The sequence below is a fragment of the Arthrobacter sp. PGP41 genome, assembly GCF_002953935.1.
In the GTDB taxonomy this organism is placed as follows: Bacteria; Actinomycetota; Actinomycetes; order Actinomycetales; family Micrococcaceae; genus Arthrobacter.
On record NZ_CP026514.1, the window covers coordinates 3,018,507 to 3,039,030 of the forward strand.

The following is a 20,524-nucleotide window of genomic DNA, read 5'->3' on the forward strand; positions in this document are numbered from 1 at the left end:
CCGCAGGGGCAGGGCTCTTGCCCCGCTGCTAGCCTCCTCAGCCCCAGTGGGGAGGCTTCTGTTCCTTCAGCCACGAATCGTGGTCGTCGTCTTCGCGGTCGCCCCAGCCCCGGGGTTCGTCTTCGGCTGCCTTGTTTGGCAGGGCGGGAGTGCCAGGCAGCGCGCCCGCGCCCGCCTGGCCGGTGTCCGAAGAGTCGTTCTTCTCGTGGTCCGGGGCCATCGCACCCGCCTCCTTGCTGTCCAGGCCTTCGGCCTCTGCTGGTTCATGGTCCGATGCTGCGTGCCGGGACGCGGCGTCGATTCCGTTGAGCGCCTGGTCCACGTCGTCGTCCAGGAAGGCGATGGATGTGGCTGTCCGCCCGGAGAGTGCGTTCTTTTCGAGGCCCAGGTATCCTGCGATGCGGTCGGCGCAGGCGGACGGATCCGTGAACACCTCGATGGTCCACAGGGGCATGTAGCGCCAGCCAAGGCGCTCCAGCAGTTGCGGGCGCAACCGGCTCCGCTCCCGAACGCTCAGGGCGCGGTACTGTTCGGTGCCATCGGATTCAATCGCCACCGGCCAGGGGAGGTCGGCGTCCTCCTGGCCCATGGTGTTCAGCGGATCCGCGGCGGCCACCACGTCAATGGCGCCGTCATACTGGTGCCACACCCGGGCGCCGCGGGCGCGCAGGCGGTCTCCGAGGTCGGCCACCAGCGGATCGGCTCCAAGGGCCTGCTCGCTGGCCGCGGCCCGCGAGGCCGGAGTTCCGAGGTCCGTGTTTCCCGCAATTTCACGGTCAAGGAGCGCGTACAGGTCCACGGCGCCGTGCGTCAGCCTGGTGTGGTCCAGGTCCTCGGGCCGGAAGCAGGTGAGAACGTGCATCGACCTGCGGGCGCGGGTCATGGCCAGGGCGAACTTCTCCCGGCCGCCCTCGGCGGAGAGTGGCCCGAAGTTGTGCAGTGCGCGCCCGTGCGGTGTGCGGCCAAAGCCGGGCGAGAAGATGACATGGTCGCGCACCAGCCCTTGGGCCCGTTCAAGATCCACAACCCGGAAGGACTCGGGACCGGCTCCGAAGAAGCCCGCCAGGGCCGGGTAGTTGGGCAGTTGGAGCCGGATGGATTCCCCGATCCTGGCCGCATGGCGGAGGCTTGCCGTAACCACGGCCAGCGAGGTACGCGGGCGCAGCCGGGCGTGCTCGAAGACCAGCTGGACCACCCGGTTGACTTCCGCCACCACCGATTCCACGCCCTCGTGGCCCGCACTGGGCAACCCGGTGCCGTCCGGCAGGTACTCCACCAGCAACGACCGGTCCAGTCCCGTGGCGGACTGCCCCTCGGGGAGCCGGCGGAGGCCGCCGTCGTAAAAGTTCTTGCTCAGCTGGAGCACGAGGTCCTCGTCCACCGCCCGGTAGACGAAGTTGAGCCGCCACACCGGAAGTACCCTGGACAAGGCAGCGAAGGCGCTCTCCACCCGCTGGTGCGCCGATTCGCCGGCCGCCAGGCGCTCGACGCCGACGGTGAACGTGCGGGGGCTGGCGATGCGGGAGTCGCCGAAGGCAATGACCTGCCCGGCGCGGGCGATGGACGGCAGCACGGCCTGGAGCGACGTCGCTTCGGCATCCAGGATGACCACCGCGTCAAAGCGCTGCTCCGCCGGCAGCAGGCCGGTCATGAGATAGGGGCTGACGGACCAGACCGGAACCAGCGTGCCGATCAGTTCAGGCGCCTGCGCCGTCAGCGACGGCAGGGACACCCTGCCGTCCTTGAGCAGGCTCCGCAGGAGGTCCGCCTGGCGGGGGTGGGCGGCGATGGCGCTGCGCCACCGCTCGGCGAGGTCCCAGCGGAGGCGGGCGGCGCCGCTGGCAATGTGGGCGTTGTCCGCAAGGCGGTACTCGGCCTCCAGCTTCCGCAGCGCGTCGCCGTCGGACATGGCCAGGTAGTCGTCGCCGCTGATCATGGCTTCAAGGGCGGACTGCCACCAGGCCAGCTCAAGTTCGGCGGCCACGGACCCCGCCGGAACCTCGCGCTCCGCGAGGTCGGCCAGGAGCTCACCGAGCCCGTGCTCGCGCATGTTCTCAACCAGCAGGGTGCGCTCGGGCAGTGTCTTCAGTGTTTCGGTATCAGCCACCAGCCGTTCAAGCCGCTCCATGAGCTCCTCAAACCGGACGGCAGCCAGGGAACCGCCGGCCTCCGTGTGGCGCAGGGCATCACCCAGGCGGGCCAGGTCGCTGTCCAGCGAACGGTACATGGCGTTCATCTCGGCGAGCCCGGACGGAACGGCGGGATGCCGCTGCGTGGTGGCATAGCCTGCCCACAGTGCACGCTGCTCCTGGACCAGCAGCAGGGACGTGTGCAGGTCCGCGATGTGGACCCCGGGCCTGACGTACTCCTTCGCGACCCTGCGCAGCCTTGAGCGCTGCATGGAGGTCATCTCAATGCCGCGCTCCTTGCGCCAGGCCGAGGGCGCCGTGGCGGAAATGAGGTCCGTGACCGGGCGGTCGAAGATGTCCGGCGTGAACTTGTCCAGGCTGCCCCGCACCGCCACAAGCAGCTCAAGCTGCTCGCCCCACTCCGCAAAGGAGGCACCCAGCCTGATTTCCGCGTGCTCGGCAACTGCCTCCATGCGGTCGCGCAGCGCAGGCAGGCTCTTCTCCACCGAGCGGACCAGTTCCTGCGCTTCCTCGGTCTCTTTCCGCGTCAGCAACCGGGCGCCATGCCACGGACTGGTGGTGGAGGCCTTGCTGAAGCTGCCCAGCTCAGCTGCCCGGCGGAGTCTGCCGGCAAGCTCGTCACGGTCCCGGATGCTGTCCAGGACGCTCCGTTTCAGCCGCACAGTGGTGGCCGGGGCAGGGTGGATGGAGGTGAGCTCCGCCAGCGACTGCATGGCTTGGTAAGGCGAGCAGCCCCACCGCTGCCGGACGTTGTGGAGCGAGGCCACATGGTCCATCAGGGCGTGGCGGTGCTCCGTGAGGGTGTTGTGGAGGTTGCCCAGCTGGGGTTCAAGCGACTTTTCGTTGCGGACGATGGCCCGGACCAGCTGGGCCTTCAGCTGCTGGGCCGTGACATTCCCGGATAGCTGGAAGAGGATGGACTCCAGGCCCAGGCCCTCCAGCTGGCCGGATACTTCGTTGAGGCTGGCGCGGCGGTCCCCCACCACCAGGACGGTTTTTCCGGCATCCACCAGCGCACCGATGGTGTTGATGGCGGTCTGGGTCTGGCCAGTGCCCGGCGGGGTGCTGACCACCAGGGAATCGCCGGCACGGGCAGCATCTATGACGTACTGCTGGTCGGTGTCCGCATCCAGCAGAAGCAGTTCGTCCTTGGGGTGCCTGCTGTCCAGGGGAGGGAAGCGTGAGGGATCCGGCTCCATAACGTCCACCACTTCCCCTCCTCCCGCGGTGGCCAGCGCGGAGATGAGCGGGTTGGATTCGTTGATCCACGGGTCATCCAGGTTGCCCGAGAGGTCCGCGAAGGTGGAAACCAGCAGGTTGTGCTGGGCTTCTGCGCCGTGGATGGGCCTGATCAGCGTGCCCAGCCGGTCCAGGACGGGCTGGGGATCGAAGCGGGCCGTGCTGTACGCAAGCCGGGTGACGGCGTTGACGTCAAAGACAATGCCGTGGATGTTCTTCAGGTGCCGCACCAGGGCGGGGTTGATGTGCGCCTGCTCGGTCAGCTGGAGTTCGTAGTCGTCCTCCCCCGGCCGGACGGTCAGGGAAATGGCGGTGAGCATGACCGGCGCCGAGATGCGCTGGGGTTTGCCGCCGACGGCGGACGTCCACACCACGGTGCCTGCGGAGAGATAGCCGGCGTCAATGCCGCGCTCATTGGAAAGCTCGAAAATCTTTGACCGGATGTTCCGCGATGCCCTGGCGGCGACGACGTACTGCTGGCGGTCACGGATCAGGGTGGACAGCCGCGTCTTGCGTCCGGCCATGAGCTGGGCCAGCCCGGACGGGTGGGCATGAGTCAGGTCGATGGAACCTTCGGGAGTCTTGGTGAAGCGCAGCATTGTGTCCGCCCCGGTGACGGGTTTAAGCCCGGACAGCCATTTGCGGAGCTCCTCGGAGCCCTCCGGGTGGCCTTGACCAACTGACACTACTGCCTTCTTTTCTGCGCTTGCACGTGACGTCCTGGACCATACGGGCATAGGTTCGAGAGTAGCCGCTTAGGCGGCGCGACTGAGAGACCGCAACACTGCAAGCCCCGAAATTCCGGAGGATTTCACCCCGGAACACCAGTGGCCGGCCTCCCTTGACGGAGGCCGGCCACTCAGGATGCTACTCCCACTCGATGGTTCCCGGCGGCTTGCTGGTGACGTCGAGCACCACGCGGTTGACGCCCTCAACTTCGTTGGTGATGCGGTTGGAGATCCTCGCCAGCAGTTCGTACGGAAGCCGGGACCAGTCAGCCGTCATGGCATCCTCCGAGGAGACAGGGCGGAGCACAATGGGGTGGCCGTAGGTGCGGCCGTCACCCATGACTCCAACGCTGCGCACATCAGCGAGCAGCACCACCGGCATCTGCCAGACCTCGTTGTCCAGGCCTGCGGCAGTCAACTCGGCGCGGGCGATGGCGTCAGCCTTGCGCAGCAGGTCAAGGCGTTCCTTGGTGACCTCGCCGACGATCCGGATTCCAAGGCCGGGGCCCGGGAAGGGCTGGCGACCCACGATTTCCTGCGGCAGGCCCAGCTGTGCACCCACGGCGCGGACCTCGTCCTTGAAGAGTGCCCGCAGCGGTTCGACGAGCTCGAACTGCAGGTCCTCAGGCAGGCCGCCCACATTGTGGTGGCTCTTGATGTTCGCAGCACCCTCGCCGCCGCCGGATTCGACGACGTCCGGATAGAGGGTGCCCTGGACCAGGAACTTGATCTTCTCGCCGTGGGCGGCTGCCTCGGCGATGATGGCCAGTTCGGCTTCCTCGAACGCGCGGATGAATTCCCGGCCGATGATCTTGCGCTTGGTTTCGGGATCGCTGACGCCGGAAAGCGCGGACAGGAAGCGCTCCTGCTCGTTCGCGACATACAGCTTCACGCCGGTGGCGGCAACGAAGTCGCGCTCCACCTGCTCGGCTTCGCCTTCGCGCAGCAGGCCGTGGTCCACGAATACACAAGTCAGCTGGTCACCGACGGCGCGCTGCACCAGGGCTGCGGCGACGGCGGAATCCACGCCGCCGGAGAGGCCGCAGATGACCCTCGCATCACCGATCTGCTTCCGGATCCGCTCCACCTGTTCCTCGAGGATGTTCCCCGTGGTCCAGTTGGGCTCGATCCGGGCACCCTTGAAGAGGAAGTTTTCCAGGACCTGCTGGCCGTAGGCCGAGTGCTTGACCTCGGGGTGCCACTGCACGCCGAACAGGCCCTTTTCCTCATTGGCGAACGCAGCCACTTCAGCGCCCGCCGTCGTCGCCAGCACTTCAAAGCCTTCCGGGGCCTCGTGGACGGAGTCGCCGTGGCTCATCCACGTGTTCTGGTGCTGGGGCATGCCTTCCAGGACCGAGCGGCCTTCGCCGATGATGGTGGTCCGGGTGGAGCCGTACTCGCGCAGCCCGGTCTTGTCCACCTTGCCGCCGAGGGCGTTGGCCATGGCCTGGAAACCGTAGCAGATGCCGAAGACCGGAACCCCGGCTTCGAAGAGGTCGGCACCGACGCTCGGGGCCCCGTCAGCGTAAACGCTGGAGGGGCCGCCGGACAGGATGATGGCGGCGGGGTTCTTGGCCAGGAGCTGCTCGGTGGTGTAAGTATGCGGAACCACTTCCGAATACACGTTTGCTTCCCGGACGCGGCGGGCAATCAGCTGCGCGTACTGGGCACCGTAGTCAACAACCAGCACCGGCTTCTGGGAAGTCTGGGATGCAGTGGGAGTAGTCACCGTAATAGCCTACTTTGCGCCGTTGCGCCGGCGCACCTTGAGACGCCGCGCTGTGACGGAGCAGACTCCCCCGGCGGGCAGTACCGGCCGGCTGCGGGTCAGTAGCGCTGCTGGTCAGTAGCGCAGGGGCGCCTGGGGGTTCGCGGCCAGCTCGGCCTCAACCTCCGCATGGACCCTCTTCTCCACGATGAAGGAGAGGAAGGGAACCACGCCGCCCAGTGCCAGCAGGACCAGCTTCAGGAACGGCCAGCGCATCAGGGACCACAACCGGAAGTTCGACATCAGGTACACCACGTACATCCAGCCGTGCACAATCAGGACGGCCACGGACAGGTTGACGCCTCCCAGCACACCCGGGGGCTCCGCATCAGCAAAGCCGAAGCCGAATGGCTGGCCGGTGACGGCGTTGGTGCCGCCGGCAAACAGGTACTGCCCGAAACCGTACCGGGCGGCAAGTTCGGCGCACAGCAGCAGCAGCATGGTGCCGGTGAGGTAAGCGAGCACTTTGTAGAACGTCAGGGCCGAGCGGATCTGGGCTGCCGTTCCACCGAAGCGCCGCTTCCTGCCGGCGGACTTCCCGGCCGGGCCGGTGCCTGTGTTGGTGCCTGTATTTGTGCCTGTGGCAGAGGCGGGGTTGGCCGGTTTCGGGTCGATCATGGCTGTACCTTTTGCTGGTTGTGTTCGGGGTGCAGGGTGTCTTCGTGTTCTTCCTCAAGGCTGTCCTCAAGGTCCCGGTGGTAGTCGTCCTTGACGAGCCGCCACCAGATGAAGAGGGCAAAGCCGGCGAAGACCACCCATTCGAGGGAATAGAAGAGGTTGAGCCAGTTGATCTGCTGGGCCGGCGGCTGCGGGCCGATGTTCAGGGGAAGGAGCGCGCCGGGCACGGCCGCCGGGCTGACGTCCTCGCCGCCGGCTATTTCCGCAGTGGCGGCAACGAAGCCGGGATAGCTGCTGACTTCCCAGTAGTTGATCAGCTCAGCCACGGAAACCGCCGTGGCTTCGCCCGGCTGGGGCGCCGTTCCCGGCACGGGCGCCTCGGACGGCAGGAGCCGGCCGGTCAGTTCGAGAATGCCCGACGGCGGCGGTGGAGCATCTGCGCGGTCCGCCACCCAGCCGCGGGCCACCGGGATCCACGTCTGGGGCGAAGCGGCAACACCGCTCAGCGCGGGTGCACCGGAGACGGCAAAGGCGGTAACTACCCAGTAGCCTGGCTTGCCGTCATGCAGCCGGCCGGGAACCAGCAGCTGCTTTGCGGGGTCATAGGAGCCCTCTGCCGAAACCATCTGATCGGCATCCGTTCCGTGGAAAAACTCGCCGGGCTGCAAGGTATCAGTGAGGGGCTGGACCTGCTCGGTGGCGGGGTTGGCGGGGATTTCGGGCCTGGTGGACCGTCCGAACTGCCACTGGCTCAACAGCACGAAGACCCCGGAGATGGCGATCGCGAAGACAAAACCGGCGATCCATCGGGGCTTAAGGGCTGTTTTCCACACGTCTTAACCGTACTTCGTACCGCTGTAGAACAACTAAACGCCGGGACTGCGGCAGGAACTGCACCGCACGCCGGGTCCCGGCGGCCCGGATGCTTGGCTGGGGCTGGTTAGTGATCGAAGAACACCAGGCTCGAGTTGATGAGCTCCGCGATCACCTCAGGATCGTATGCCCGGCGCAGCGACTCCCTGAACGACTCCTTGGACAGCGACCGCGCCAGGGTTGCCAGCACTTCGAGGTGGTCCGAGAAGGAACTGGCGGGGGTGGCAATCAGCAGGATCACGGTAGCTGGGCCGTCGGCCGCGCCAAAGTCCAGGGCATGTCCGTACTTGGCGATGCCCACGGCAATGGACGTGCGGGAAACAAACTCGCTGCGGGCGTGCGGAAGGCCAATCCCGCCGGGAAGCCCCGTGGCCAGCTGGTGTTCCCGGGCATTCACATGCTTAAGGAATCCGTCCAGGTCCGAAATGCGCCCGGCTGCATAAAGCCGCTTGGCGAGCTGCGTGGCGGCGTCGGCCTTGTCCGCTGCTTCCAGCTCCAGGATCACCATTTCGGGTGTGGTGAGCTCGGCATCGTACCGGTCAAGTGGTTCCGCCAAGGCGTATCCCTTCGGTCAGGAGTGCTGTTGCCGTGGACCCCTCAGCGCAAGGGCACGATGTCTTCCACGCCCAGGCGGGCGGCGTCTGCGGATTCGTCGTCCGGCTGTTGCTGGCTGAGGCGTTCGGCCTCCACCCGTGCGATGTAGTGCCGGACCTCGTTTTCGCGCTGTTCGTCACTCCAGCCAAGAACGTCACCCATTAGTTTAGCGACAACCGGCACGGCGGACACGCCGCGGTCCCACGCCTCGATGGAAATCCGTGTCCTTCGGGTCAGGACGTCGTGCACGTGCCGGGCACCCTCGTGTGTGGCGGCGTACACGGCCTCGGCCTGGAGGTAGTCGTCGGCGCCGGGAATCGGCTCAGCCAGGGCCGGATTCTCTTCGATGATGGCCAGCACTTCATCGGTCATGGAGCCGTAGCGGTTCAGCAGGTGCTCGACGCGGGCCACATGCACGCCGGATTCCTCCGCGGTGCGGTTGCGCCGGTTCCACGCCGCCCTGAAGCCGCTTGCGCCCAGCAGCGGGATGGTCTCCGTGCAGCTGGGCGGAACCCGCTCGTCCATGGTGCGGGTGGCCTCATCCACCGCGTCCTTGGCCATCACGCGGTAGGTGGTCCACTTCCCGCCGGCAACCACCACAAGCCCCGGAACGGGATGGGCCACCACGTGTTCGCGGGACAGCTTGGCAGTGGAGTCGTTTTCCCCGGCCAGGAGCGGCCGCAGTCCGGCGTAGACGCCCTCCACATCCTCCCGGGTCAGCGGCCGCTTGAGGACCTTGTTGACGTGTTCCAGGATGTAGTCGATGTCCTTGCTGGAGGCGGCCGGGTGGGCCTTGTCCAGGTTCCAGTCGGTGTCCGTGGTGCCGATGATCCAGTGCCGGCCCCAGGGAATGACGAACAGCACCGACTTTTCGGTGCGCAGGATCAGCCCCACCGTTGACTGGAAGCGGTCCCGCGGCACCACCAGGTGGATGCCCTTTGAGGCCCTGACCTTCAGCTGGCCGCGGTCGGTCACCATGGCCTGGGTCTCGTCCGTCCAGACGCCCGTGGCATTGATGACCTGCTTGGCGCGGATCTTGAACTGCGTCCCGTCTTCATGGTTGACCACTTTGGCCCCGACGACCCGTTCCCCCTCGCGGAGGAAATCAACCACCTTCATCTGGTTGACGGCGTGGGCGCCGTAGTAGGCGGCGGTCCGCACCAGGTTGGCGCAGTACTTGGCGTCGTCCACCTGGCCGTCGTAGTAACGGATGGACCCTACGAATGCATCGTTCTTGAGGCTGGGGGCGGCACGCAGGGTGCCCCGGCGGGTGAGGTGTTTGTGGAACGGCACTCCCCTGCTGTGCCCGCTGGAGATGGACATGAAGTCATACAGCGCGATGCCGGCACCCACGTAGGGGCGCTCAATGAAGGGCTTGGTCAGCGGATACAGGAAAGGCACCGGCCGGGCGAGGTGCGGCGCCAGTTCCGAGAGCAGCAGTCCCCGCTCCTGCAGCGCCTCCTTCACCAGGCCGAAATCAAGCATCTCCAGGTAGCGGAGGCCGCCGTGGATAAGCTTCGAGGACCTGGAGGACGTGCCCGCCGCCCAGTCGCTCGCCTCAACGATGCCCACCGTCAGGCCGCGCGTGACGGCGTCCAAGGCCGCGCCGGTGCCCACGATCCCGCCGCCGACAATGAGGATGTCCAGTTCCTGGCCTGGATCCGAGGTGGCACGCAGCCGCTGGATGGATGCCTCCCTGGCTTCCGGGCCGAGCGCCCCGCCATTAACAGGAAATTTCTTCATTGAACGCCTCCAGTGCCTCTCGTGCCGGTAGTAAAACCACCCTACTTGCTGGCGGCACGCTTGGGCAGGAGTCCGTCAGTTTCCGGCGTAAGGGGAAACCACGACGTCGACCCGCTGGAATTCCTTCAGGTCCGAGTAGCCGGTGGTCGCCATGGAGCGGCGCAGTGCGCCGATGAGGTTGGAGGTTCCGTTGGTGTGGTGGCCCGGCCCGAACAGCACTTCCTCCAGCGGGCCCACAGTGCCCACGTTGGCGCGGTCGCCGCGGGGAAGTTCGAGGTGGTGGGCTTCCTGGCCCCAGTGCCATCCCTTCCCGGGCGCTTCCTCTGCGCGAGCGAGCGCGCTGCCGAGCATTACGGCGTCGGCTCCCATCGCGATCGCCTTGACGATGTCACCCGAGGTGCCCATGCCGCCGTCGGCAATCACGTGGACATAGCGGCCGCCGGACTCGTCCATGTAGTCGCGGCGGGCTGCGGCGACGTCGGAAATGGCGGATGCCATGGGCGAGTGGATGCCCAGTGCGCGGCGCGTTGTGGTGGTGGCACCGCCGCCGAAGCCCACCAGGACGCCGGCGGCGCCGGTCCGCATGAGGTGCAGTGCCGGCGTGTAGCCGGCCGCGCCGCCCACGATGACCGGGACGTCCAGTTCGTAGATGAACTGCTTGAGGTTCAGCGGCTCGTGGTCCTTGGAGACGTGCTCGGCGGACACGGTGGTACCGCGGATGACAAAGATGTCGACGCCGGCGGCGACGACCGTCTTGTAGTGCTCCTGGGTGCGCTGCGGCGTCAGCGACCCCGCCACCGTCACTCCTGCCTCGCGGATCTCGGCCAGGCGGGACGTGATCAGCTCAGGCTGGATAGGTGCCTGGTACAGCTCCTGCATCCGCCCCGTCACCGCGGGGCTGTTGGTCTCATCCTCCAGGGCGCCGATCTCGTCCAGGATGGGCTGCGGGTCCTCGTAGCGGGTCCACAGGCCTTCGAGGTCAAGCACGCCCAGGCCGCCGAGCCGGCCCAGGGCGATGGCCGTCTGGGGCGACATGGCTGAATCCATGGGCGCCGCGATCACCGGCATGCTGAACTGGTAGGCGTCGATCTGCCAGGAGACGGAGACGTCCTTGGGGTCGCGGGTACGACGGTTAGGGACGATTGCAATGTCATCCAGGGAGTAGGCTCGACGCCCACGCTTGCCACGGCCGATCTCGATCTCGTAAGTCACTGCTCTAGGTTATCCCAGCCGGGGTGCCGGCCATGGCTGTGGCCGTCCGTGGCTACAGCGGCCTGCTCGTGGGGGCTCCCCGCCGGCTCCCTGGCAGAAGGTGCCCGGGTCAGGGGCCCGTGGGGACGCTGAGCTGGGACTCGAACATCCGGAAATACCGCCCGTGAAGTGCCACCAGTTCCTTGTGCGTGCCCTGCTCCACAACCCTGCCGTCCTCCAGCATGTACACGATGTCCGCCTTCTCGATGGTGGCCAGGCGGTGGCTGATGGCGATGATCGTGCTGCCGCGGTCGGCGAAGAGGCGGGTGAAGATCCGGTGCTCGGCGAGGGCGTCGATGGCTGAGGTGGGCTCGTCCATCACCATGAACGAAGCGTTCCGGTAGAAGTTGCGGGCCATCGCGAGCCGTTGCCACTGTCCGCCCGAGAGGCCGCTGCCCTTCCGGCCGCGCGGGTCCTCCATCCAGTTGCTGACGTGGTTTTCCATGCCGTTGGGCAGTCTGTTGATGAACTCCAGCGCCTCCGCGTCCGCGGCGGCCTTGCGGATGCGCGCATCGTCGCGCGGCGAGTCGACGTCGCCGAAGTAGATGTTTTCCGCGGCGGTGGCGAACTCGTATTTGAGGAATTCCTGGCTCAGCACCGCCAGGTGCCGGTGCCAGGAGGTGACGTCGACGGCGGCGAGGTCCACGCCGTCGAGCATTACCTGCCCGGAGTCTGGGCGGTAGAGTCCGGCGAGGATGCGGATCAGGGTGGACTTTCCGGCACCGTTCTCCCCCACGATGGCGATGTGCTGGCCCTCGCGGATGGTCAGGCTCACGCCGCGGATCACCTCGATGTCGCTGCCCGTGTAGGTGAAGCGGATGTCTTTCAGCTCAACGGTCTTCGGGGATCCCAGCAGGGGCGGCGCATGCTCCGAGTGCACGGGCAGGGCCATGAACAGCTCGTAGTCCTTGAGGTTGGCCAGGTCCTCGTCGATGGAACTGAGGGAGGATACGAGGCTGTTCGCGGTGGACAGTGCCCTGCTGACAATCTGCTGTACGTAGAGGAACTGGCCCACGGGCTGGGCCCGGGCGATGATCTGCCCCACCACCCAGATCAGGGATACCACTTCCGCGCCGTACTGCAGGGCGTCAGCGGCGAGCTGCTTGGGGATGTACCGGCGCTGGAAATCAAGCCGGCGGCGCTCATCCGCGTCACGGAGGCGGGAACGGAGGTCCATCAGGAATCCCACGATGCCGTAGAGGCGCATCTCCGCGATGTGCTGCGGCCGGAGGAGGTTCGTTTCGATCATCCTCCGCTGCCGGCGCGAGTCCACCTGGGTGTTCCAGTGGGCAATCTGCTCACGGGACAGTTTGAACTGCAGGTAGACGCTGGGCACGATGGCCACCAGGACAATCACCGCGATCCACCAGCTGACCAGGAGCAGCGCCCCGACGGCGAGGATCACCGATACGAGCTGGGTGAAGATGGCGGCGATCCGGTCCAGCACCCGGGCGTAGCTGTCGGAGAAACGCTTGGCGCGGTCGTACAGGTCTACGGTCTCTTTGTCGTCGTACCGCCAGAACTCCAGCGCCAGGAACCGCTGGTACATCTGGTCGCCCACAATGGCGCCCACCTTGAAGCTCATCAGCTGCTGGATGTAGCGGTCCACGCTGCTGAAGGCGCCCCAGAACAGCCCGAGGGCGGCGGTGATGATGACGTAGACGATGGCCAGCTGCCCTGCGCCGGAATCACCGGCGTACGCCGCTGCCAGCGCCGTTGTGGTGAGCGCAGCGTAGTAGGTGGTCACCAAGGGAAGCACGGCCGAGATCAGCGAGCCGAGCACCTTCATGATCACAGCGCCAGGCGAGGCATGGAAGCTGACGCGCAGTACCTGGGCCACGGCGCGGGCGTACGGGCGAAGGGCCAGACGCCGCGAGGGGTCCCGCTTGGGGGTAAGCTCCGCCGGATGTTGCGTTGGGGGCATGGTCTCAGCCTAGTGCCGCGCAAACAAGGGATGGGCAGCAGTGCCCATCCCTTCCAGGTGTTTAGCGGGAACCGTAGTTCGGCGCCTCGACGGTCATCTGGATGTCATGCGGGTGCGATTCCTTCAGGCCTGCCGGGGTGATCCGGACGAACTTGCCGCGGGCCTTCAGTTCGGCAACGGTGGGCGCACCGGTGTAGAACATGGTCTGGCGGAGGCCGCCCACCAGCTGGTAGGCCACGGAGGACAGCGGACCGCGGTAGGCCACCCGGCCTTCGATGCCCTCGGGGATGAGCTTGTCATCGCCGGAGACGTCTGCCTGGAAGTAACGGTCCTTGGAGTAGGACGTGTTCTTGCCGCGGGACTGCATGGCACCCAGCGAACCCATGCCGCGGTAGGACTTGAACTGCTTGCCGTTGACGAAGATCAGCTCACCCGGGGATTCGTCGCACCCCGCGAGCAGGGAGCCGAGCATGACGGTGTCGGCTCCGGCAACCAGCGCCTTGCCGATGTCGCCCGAGTACTGCAGGCCGCCGTCGGCAATCAGCGGGACGCCAGCCGGGATGGCGGCCTTGGCGGACTCGTAGATGGCGGTGATCTGCGGGACACCCACACCGGCCACCACACGGGTGGTGCAGATGGAGCCCGGCCCCACGCCCACCTTGATGCCGTCGGCACCGGCGTCGATCAGCGCCTGCGCACCTTCGCGGGTGGCGGCCTGGCCGCCGATGATGTCCACGTGCGCGGCAACGGGATCGGATTTGAGCCTGCGGATCATGTCCAGCACGCCCTGGGAGTGGCCATTGGCGGTATCCACGAACAGGGCGTCGACGCCGGCGTCCACGAGTGCCATGGCGCGCTCCCAGCCGTCCCCGAAGAAGCCGATGGCTGCACCCACGCGGAGCCGGCCTTCGTCGTCCTTGGTGGCCAGCGGGTACTGCTCTGCCTTGGTGAAGTCCTTGGTGGTGATGAGGCCTTTGAGCCGGCCCTGGTCGTCCACCAGGGGAAGCTTCTCGATCTTGTTGGTGGCCAGCTTGTGCGAGGCTTCCTCGCGGCTGATCCCCACGTGCCCGGTGACCAGCGGCATCTTGGTCATGACATCGCTGACCAGCCTCAGCGGGAAGTCGGACTCGGGAACAAAGCGGGTGTCGCGGTTGGTGACGATGCCCAGCAGGCGGTTGTCCTCATCCACCACGGGCAGTCCTGAGACCCGGTACTGGGCGCAAAGGTTGTCCAGCTCGCGCAGGGTTGCCTCGGGACGGATGGTGAGCGGGTTGGTGATCATGCCGGATTCGCTGCGCTTGACCCGGTCCACCTGGTCCGCCTGGTCCGCGATGGAAAGGTTCCGGTGCACCACGCCCAGGCCGCCCTGCCGCGCCATGGCGATGGCCATGCGGGATTCGGTGACGGTGTCCATGGCCGCGGAAAGCAGCGGCGTCTGCACAGTGATCCGCTTGGAGATCCGGGAGGACGTGTCCGCCTCGGACGGGATGACCTCGGTGTGGCCCGGCAGGAGCAGGACGTCGTCGTAGGTCAGGCCAATGAAGCCGAAGGGGTTGTGTTCGGGCTCGGTCATGAGTGCGCCTCTTACCTTGGTTGCTGGACGGGCAGGGGTTGCAGCCGATGACCAGCCCGTCATTACGGGACTGGCCTGTGCAGGTGATGTTGCCGGGCGGCCGCGGCAGGCGGCGCCCCGCGGGCCGGAAAGTATTGAGTAAATATTAGAACCTCCGCGCCGATCCCCCTATTCCTCGCCTGCAATGTGAGCAACTGCACGTCCCGGCCTGCCGATGTGGAGTCCCGGCCCTCAGCTCCAGCCCGTGGCTGCCAGCAGCCGCTCCTCAAACATGGGGATCATGCTTTCCACGTGCGTCCGGGTGGGGTGGTTGTCGTCCTTGTACACATAGACGTTCCCCACAACGCCAGGGCAGATCCCCCGCGCGCAGATGAAGTCGCCCAGATCCATTGAGGTGCAGCCGTTCCGTGCGGGTGGGGACGCCGAGGATTGGGGTGCCTGTTCCTGCCATCGACACAAAAGAGCTCACTGGCGCATGGGCAAAGCATCAATCCTTCCGAGTTGGGGAATTTTTCCCGCCAGGTACCGCGCGTCGCGGCCGACTCCGGGAAGGGTGGCGGATACCGCCGCGTACTGGAATTCCTGCCCCAGGAAGAACAGCCCGGGTGTATCCAGGGCGACACCGCGGTATTGTCGCGGCAGCCCGCCGCCGTCGAGCAGGTCCGGATCGATCCAGCTGAAATCGTCCCGGAACCCCGTGCACCAGATCACGTTCGCCGCCTCCTGCCGGGTGCCGTCCGCCAGTACCGGCATGCCGTCCTCCACGCCGGCCACCCGCGGTGCGAGCCGCACGCCGGCAGCCGCCAGGTCCTTGGTCTTGGTGCGGATCAGGGGCGTGGCGTGCGCTTTGAAGACGGGCGCCGCTTTGCGCCCGATGGGCGTGCCTAGCGTGAGCACATGAAGCCCAAGGAAGCGCATGAGCGGCAGGACGTAGCGGGCAGCGGCCCGGCCATGCTTCACCGGAAGCTCGCCGCCGGGCTTGCCCGCCGCGGTAGTGGGATGGGTCCGGCATACTTCGAGGGCTATCTCCGCACCCGAGTTCCCCAGGCCAACCACCAGGACCGGCCCGTCCTGCAGCTGGCCCGGATTCCGGTAGTCGGCCGAGTGGAGCTGGAGTATGGAGGGGGCAAGGTTCGCCGCAAAACCAGGCACTTTGGGTGCCTGGCTGACCCCCGTGGCCACGACGGCGTTCCGCGCCTCCCAGCGGCGGCCGTTGGACGCTGCCACGAAGTGGTCCGCGTCCCGCCACAGGCGTTCCACCCGGGTGCCGTGGAGTATGGGCAGGCCCTTCCGCGCCGCATAGTTTTCCAGGTATCCGGCCACCTCATCCTTTGTGGGGAAGGACAGCGGATGGGCCGGGAATGGCTCTCCGGGAAGTCCGTCGAACTTCGCGGGGGTGAACAGCCGGAGCGAATCCCACCGCTGGCGCCAGGCGTCGCCGGTGCGCGGGTCTGCGTCCAGGATGAGGAAGTTCCGTTGCTGCTCCTTGAGGTGGTGGCCCAGGGCGAGTCCCGCCTGGCCGCCGCCGATGATCATTGTGTCCAACATGCCGGTCACATTGCTGCTGTTCATGGCTGAGCTCCTGCTGTGCTGATGGGAATGCCGTTTCTGAGCCTTCCGGTCCTGCTGCCTTGCATCCTCCCCGTCCGGCCTGCGTCCCTGTAGCGCAGCCACCAGGCCAGCATCAGGGCGGAGGCCACGACGTAGGCGAGATGGAGGGCCCAGATGGGTCCGGCCGGGAGGCTGAACACGTACACGGAATGGACCGCATTGGCCGCATTGGTCAGCAGCAGGTTGCCCAGGCTGTAGGAGGCCAGGTCTTTGGTCCGTGCCGCCCTGACCAGCATCGGCACCATACCGAGGGCGAAGAGCACCGTGGAGAGGGTGCCTGCAAGGACTGAAAGGTTCATGTTTGAAGGCTATGGGCCGTGAACGGGCGGCCGCGTCGGACAAAACATGCAACTGCGCCGCAGGACCTGCTGGGTAATTTTGTGTACTCCCCCTAGCCGGTGACCCCGTGCTCGAAGGCGTACTTTGTGGCTGCAGCCCGGGAGGACAGTCCAAGCTTCAGGAAGATGTTGCTGATATGCCGGGCCACGGTTTTCTCGCTGAGGAAAAGGTGCGCCGCGATGGCGCGGTTACCCTCCCCGGAAGCCACGAGCCGAAGCACCTCCACCTCCCGCGGGGTCAGGGGACCCTGGCGCCGGCCGCCGTCGTCCGGGCCCGCCTGCATCAGGGAAGCCGCCCAGGCGGCGGCCGGAGCGGCGCCAAGTTCGAGGAATTCAGCATGGGCGGACTCAAAATCCATCAGCGCGGAGGCTTCGTCGCCCAGCGAACGGCAGGCAATTCCGATCAGCACCCGGCACCGGGCCGCCTCGTACGGCACACCAAGTCCAGCCCACAGGTGCCAGGCCTGCCGCAGAGACACGCACGCGGCGGCAGGATGATCTTCCGCCAGCCGGACCGCCCCATCCGCCTGGCTGGCTGCCGCCCGGACCATTGGTTTGGGGTACTCCCGGGCGAAGGACTCCAGCTCTGCGGCGGCCCGGGCCGCTGCTTCCGCATCGGCTGCGGCCAACTCGATCTCCACCATTGCCGGCAGCAGGTGCCGGCGGGTGGCCTGATCAGCTTCGCCGGCGGTCCGGCGGATCATCGTCTGCGCCTGCCGCGGGTCACCACGGGCCAGCCGAAGAAGGGCAAGGCCAGGCTGGGGCTCGTAGCCGCTCCGCGCTGCCTGCCGGTAGGAGGCCTCGGCTGCGTCAAGGTCGCCGGCGAGACGCTGCACCTCGCCCTGCTGGTAGTAGCCGCCGAACAGCGCCTGGGGATCGCCTTGGATTGCCCGCTTCCGGGCGACCGCCGCTGCCTCCAGTGCTTCATGCCAGGCGCCGTGGAGCCGGAAGAGCTCGGCCCGGTGGGACTGGCACTGGCCGCTGAAAGGCACCATATCCGGGCGGGCAGCGCACCAGCGGTCGAGGGCCGCTGTCCACTCCAACGCCCTTTTCAGGTCGAAGGCCAGATGGCAATTGCCGATGACTGCGCAGTAAATGATGCCGGAAGGGATCGGGGAGAGTTCCCCTGTAGTTACGGCGACCATGGCCTCATCGAACAAGCTGATTGCCTCGTCCGCGCGGCCCAGCATCAGTGTGGCCTGACCGGTGCCAAGAAGGCCCAGGGCGGACAGGTCCTTGTCCTGGAACCTTCGGCCGAACTCGGAAGCCTGGGAGAAGAGCTGGAGTGCCGCTGCGGGCTCCCCGCCATAGAGTTTGCCCAAGGCTGCGGGGACCAGCAGGAACCCCTCCACCACGTTGGGCTCCGTCAGCTCATCCAGGAGCCGCTGGCCACGGGCGAACCATCCCCCCGCCTGCCCCGCCTCGCCGAGGTTCATGAACTGGATCCCGAGCCAGCCGGCGCACCGGGCGGCCCCTGCCACATCGCCGACTTCCAAGTACTCTTCGTGGGCGCGGGCGAGTGTGTCCAGGCCCGTTGTTGTGTTTCCGGTCAGGATCTCGGCGGTGGCCAGCCGTTCAAGGTCGGCGGCGGGAAGCCCGCCACGCTGGTTCGCGTCCGTGTAGCTCCTGAGGGAATCGGTCCAGCGATTCTCCCGGAAGGCTGACCTGCCGTCGTCAATGGCCGTTTCAGTTGACACTCGGACCTCCTTGGGCACCCGCCCGCGCCGCCGGCCTCGCCGCCCCGCCGGCCTCGCCGCCCCGGGCGCCGGTCGCCCGGGACCTAAGCGTCACGCTACGCCCGGTGCACATCGGGCACAAGCGGCTGGAAGAGGCGGGTCCGGCTACGGCCGCAGCAGCCCGCGCAGGGTCTGGATGGTGTCCGCGTCCGCTACCGTTTTGTCGTCCCGGTAGCGCTTAACGCGCGCAAAGCGCAGCGCGATACCGCCGGGATAGCGGGACGACTGCTGTACACCGTCGATGGCAATCTCGACCACCGTGACCGGCTCTACCCAGACGGTGCCCGCCGTGCGCCGCACCTCAAGTTCCTGGAACCGCACGGTCTGCCAGCGCAGCAGCTCATCAGTGAGGCCCTTGAAGGTCTTGCCCACCATGACGTAGCCGCCCGGATCGCCAAACTCACCCGTGGGGTCCAAGGCGCCAAGGTGCAGGTTGGACAGCAGCCCGGTGCGCCGGCCCGAGCCCCATTCGCAGGCGAGCACCACGAGGTCGTAGGTGAGCACCGGCTTCACCTTGATCCAGTTGGAGCCGCGGCGGCCGGCCGCGTAAGCGGACCCCACGGCCTTGACCACCACGCCCTCATGGCCGGCGGCGAGTGCATCGCGCGATACCCTTTCGGCAACGGCCGCGTCCGCCGTGATCTTCCCGGGAATCCGGTGCCCGGGCACGATGCTTTCAAGCACGCCGAGGCGTGTGGACAATGGTTCGTCCAGCAGGTCCCGCCCGTCAAGGTGCAGCACGTCGAAGAACCACGGATGCAGCAACGTCTCGCGTGCAGCGTCCGCCCCGAACCGGGACATGGTTTCCTGGAACGGCCGGGGGCCGCCGTCCTCATCCAGGGCGAGGGTCTCGCCGTCGAGGATCACGTCCCGCACCCCAAGTCCGCGTACCACCTCCACCACCTCAGGCAGCCTGTGGGTCACTTCCGCCAAGGTGCGGGTGTAGATGCGCACCTCGTCGCCGGTGCGGTGCACCTGGATGCGTGCGCCGTCGAGCTTGTATTCCACGGACGCCTCCCCGGTGACATCCAGCGCCGCGCCGACGCTGGCCGCGGTTGAGGCGAGCATGGGCTGCACGGGGCGTCCCACGACGAGTCCGACGGCGGCAAGCTCGGCCGGCGTTCCCGTGAGGGCCAGCACGGCGGTGTGGCCGAGATCGCCGGAGAGCATGGCCGCGCGGCGCACGGCCTCAACCGGCCGGCCGGAAGCACGGGCCACCGCATCCGCCAGTACGCCCTCCAGAGCACCGGTCCGCAGTTCTCCCAGCAGCACGCCGGCGATGAATGCCTGCTCGCGTTCAGTTGCTGCCGCCGTGAGCGTCCTGAGGGTCGCAGCACGTTCTGCTGCCGATCCCGCGCCTGCTGTTGCGAGCAGCCGGTCCAACGCCGCATCGAGGTCTGCGACAGTAAGCCTGGGCTCGGCGGCCGGCTCCCCCATGGCCGCTGACATGCCGCGCCAGCCAATCCCTACCCGGCCCTGGCGCGGCCTGGCAGCCAGCAGGCCCACCGCCGTCGCGATCTCCGCGGGCTCGAGGCGGCGCAGCAGGTGCGCCAGTGCGTCAACTTTCGCCAGCCGGGACCGGGTGGACGCGACGGCAGCCGAAGTTCTCACGAGCTCGTCGAGCAGCATTGCCCCAGTCTGCCACGGCTGTTGCGCTGCAGGCGGCTGATGCTGGACAGGGCCGGAACTCCGCCCCAAAATGGGCTGGTGGGGATCATCATCGCCAACCTGTTCATCACCCTCGACGGCGTCTACCAGGCGCCCGGCGGCCGCGAGGAGGACACTGCGGGCGGCTTCGCCTTCGGCGGCTGGCAGGCGCCGGTTTCCGACGACGAGGCTGAAGCGGCCATCGAGGCTGAGATCAGCCAGATCGACGCCCTGCTTCTCGGCCGGAAAACCTACGACATTTTCGCCTCCTACTGGCCCCGCCAGTCCGGTGATATCGGGGGCACGCTCAACCGGGTGCCGAAGTACGTTGTCTCCGGCGCCCTCACCTCTCCGAGCTGGGCGGGCACAACAGTCCTGCCGGATGCCACGGCCGCGGGCCGGCTGCGGGAGGAATACGACCAGGTGCACATGTTCGGCAGCGGCGTCCTCATCCGTTCGCTGCTCGCGGCAAACGTACTGGACCGCCTCCACCTCTGGCTCTATCCGGTAACCCTCGGGCAGGGCAAGCGCCTGTTCGACGCCGGGACGATCCCTGCGTCCTTCCGCCTCGCGGAGCCGGCGCGCAGCTTCCCGAAGGGGGCGGTGTCGCTGGTCTATGAGCGCGCGGGCGACGTTGAGACGCAGGACATGCCGGGCACGTAAGTCCGCGCCGCTCCCGCCGTCCCGCCGACGAAAAAACCGGCCCAGCGGATGCTGGACCGGTTTTTTCG

General features: G+C 67.1%; 15 protein-coding genes. 1 reads left to right on the forward strand and 14 read right to left on the reverse strand.

The features are described from left to right. Nucleotides 1-37: 37 nt before the first annotated feature. The 14 genes from C3B78_RS13755 to C3B78_RS13815 all read right to left on the reverse strand — a co-directional run bounded on the left by C3B78_RS13755 (nucleotide 38) and on the right by C3B78_RS13815 (nucleotide 19,775). Nucleotides 38-4,126, reverse strand: coding sequence for a DUF4011 domain-containing protein (locus C3B78_RS13755; protein ID WP_104998569.1), 4,089 nt, complete (start codon nucleotides 4,124-4,126; stop codon nucleotides 38-40). A gap of 130 nt (nucleotides 4,127-4,256) precedes the next feature. Next, nucleotides 4,257-5,846 (reverse strand): glutamine-hydrolyzing GMP synthase, encoded by a 1,590-nt coding sequence (gene guaA, locus C3B78_RS13760; RefSeq protein ID WP_104998570.1) that lies wholly within the window; start codon nucleotides 5,844-5,846, stop codon nucleotides 4,257-4,259. Nucleotides 5,847-5,960: 114 nt separating this feature from the next. Then, nucleotides 5,961-6,503, reverse strand: a complete 543-nt coding sequence (locus tag C3B78_RS13765; RefSeq protein WP_104998571.1) for a DUF3817 domain-containing protein — start codon at nucleotides 6,501-6,503, stop codon at nucleotides 5,961-5,963. Next, the gene (locus tag C3B78_RS13770; RefSeq protein ID WP_104998572.1) at nucleotides 6,500-7,336 is read right to left on the reverse strand and encodes an SURF1 family protein; all 837 of its coding nucleotides are present in this window, start codon (nucleotides 7,334-7,336) and stop codon (nucleotides 6,500-6,502) included. The genes C3B78_RS13765 and C3B78_RS13770 overlap by 4 nt, the downstream gene beginning before the upstream one ends. A 107-nt stretch (nucleotides 7,337-7,443) precedes the next feature. After that, nucleotides 7,444-7,932, reverse strand: a complete 489-nt coding sequence (locus tag C3B78_RS13775; RefSeq protein WP_104998573.1) for a PTS sugar transporter subunit IIA — start codon at nucleotides 7,930-7,932, stop codon at nucleotides 7,444-7,446. A gap of 41 nt (nucleotides 7,933-7,973) precedes the next feature. Further along, entirely contained in the window at nucleotides 7,974-9,713 is a 1,740-nt protein-coding gene (locus C3B78_RS13780; RefSeq protein ID WP_104998574.1) for a glycerol-3-phosphate dehydrogenase/oxidase, read from the reverse strand. A 75-nt stretch (nucleotides 9,714-9,788) separates the two neighbouring features. Further along, the gene (locus tag C3B78_RS13785) at nucleotides 9,789-10,925 is read right to left on the reverse strand and encodes a GuaB3 family IMP dehydrogenase-related protein (RefSeq protein WP_104998575.1); all 1,137 of its coding nucleotides are present in this window, start codon (nucleotides 10,923-10,925) and stop codon (nucleotides 9,789-9,791) included. 109 nt (nucleotides 10,926-11,034) lie between these two features. Further along, nucleotides 11,035-12,888 (reverse strand): ABC transporter ATP-binding protein, encoded by a 1,854-nt coding sequence (locus C3B78_RS13790; RefSeq protein ID WP_104998576.1) that lies wholly within the window; start codon nucleotides 12,886-12,888, stop codon nucleotides 11,035-11,037. Nucleotides 12,889-12,949: 61 nt separating this feature from the next. Next, nucleotides 12,950-14,461: an IMP dehydrogenase gene (gene guaB / locus C3B78_RS13795; RefSeq protein ID WP_104998577.1), complete on the reverse strand. Its 1,512-nt coding sequence runs from the start codon at nucleotides 14,459-14,461 to the stop codon at nucleotides 12,950-12,952. A gap of 231 nt (nucleotides 14,462-14,692) precedes the next feature. Next, on the reverse strand, nucleotides 14,693-14,920 hold the full coding sequence (locus tag C3B78_RS19875) for an SGNH hydrolase domain-containing protein (protein ID WP_442778245.1): 228 nt from the start codon (nucleotides 14,918-14,920) through the stop codon (nucleotides 14,693-14,695). 6 nt (nucleotides 14,921-14,926) lie between these two features. Beyond that, on the reverse strand, nucleotides 14,927-16,033 hold the full coding sequence (locus C3B78_RS13800; protein WP_104998578.1) for a flavin-containing monooxygenase: 1,107 nt from the start codon (nucleotides 16,031-16,033) through the stop codon (nucleotides 14,927-14,929). Next, complete coding sequence (locus C3B78_RS13805) at nucleotides 16,030-16,371, reverse strand: hypothetical protein (protein ID WP_199775255.1); 342 nt, start codon at nucleotides 16,369-16,371, stop codon at nucleotides 16,030-16,032. Before C3B78_RS13805 ends, C3B78_RS13800 begins: the two co-directional genes overlap by 4 nt. Before the next feature lie 92 nt (nucleotides 16,372-16,463). Next, entirely contained in the window at nucleotides 16,464-18,107 is a 1,644-nt protein-coding gene (locus tag C3B78_RS13810; protein WP_104998579.1) for a helix-turn-helix transcriptional regulator, read from the reverse strand. A 144-nt stretch (nucleotides 18,108-18,251) separates the two neighbouring features. Next, entirely contained in the window at nucleotides 18,252-19,775 is a 1,524-nt protein-coding gene (locus C3B78_RS13815; protein WP_104998580.1) for an ATP-dependent DNA ligase, read from the reverse strand. A 78-nt stretch (nucleotides 19,776-19,853) separates the two neighbouring features. On the opposite strand from C3B78_RS13815, the gene C3B78_RS13820 reads away from it, so the two are divergent. Continuing rightward, nucleotides 19,854-20,456 (forward strand): dihydrofolate reductase family protein, encoded by a 603-nt coding sequence (locus C3B78_RS13820; protein WP_104999798.1) that lies wholly within the window; start codon nucleotides 19,854-19,856, stop codon nucleotides 20,454-20,456. Nucleotides 20,457-20,524: the final 68 nt, after the last annotated feature.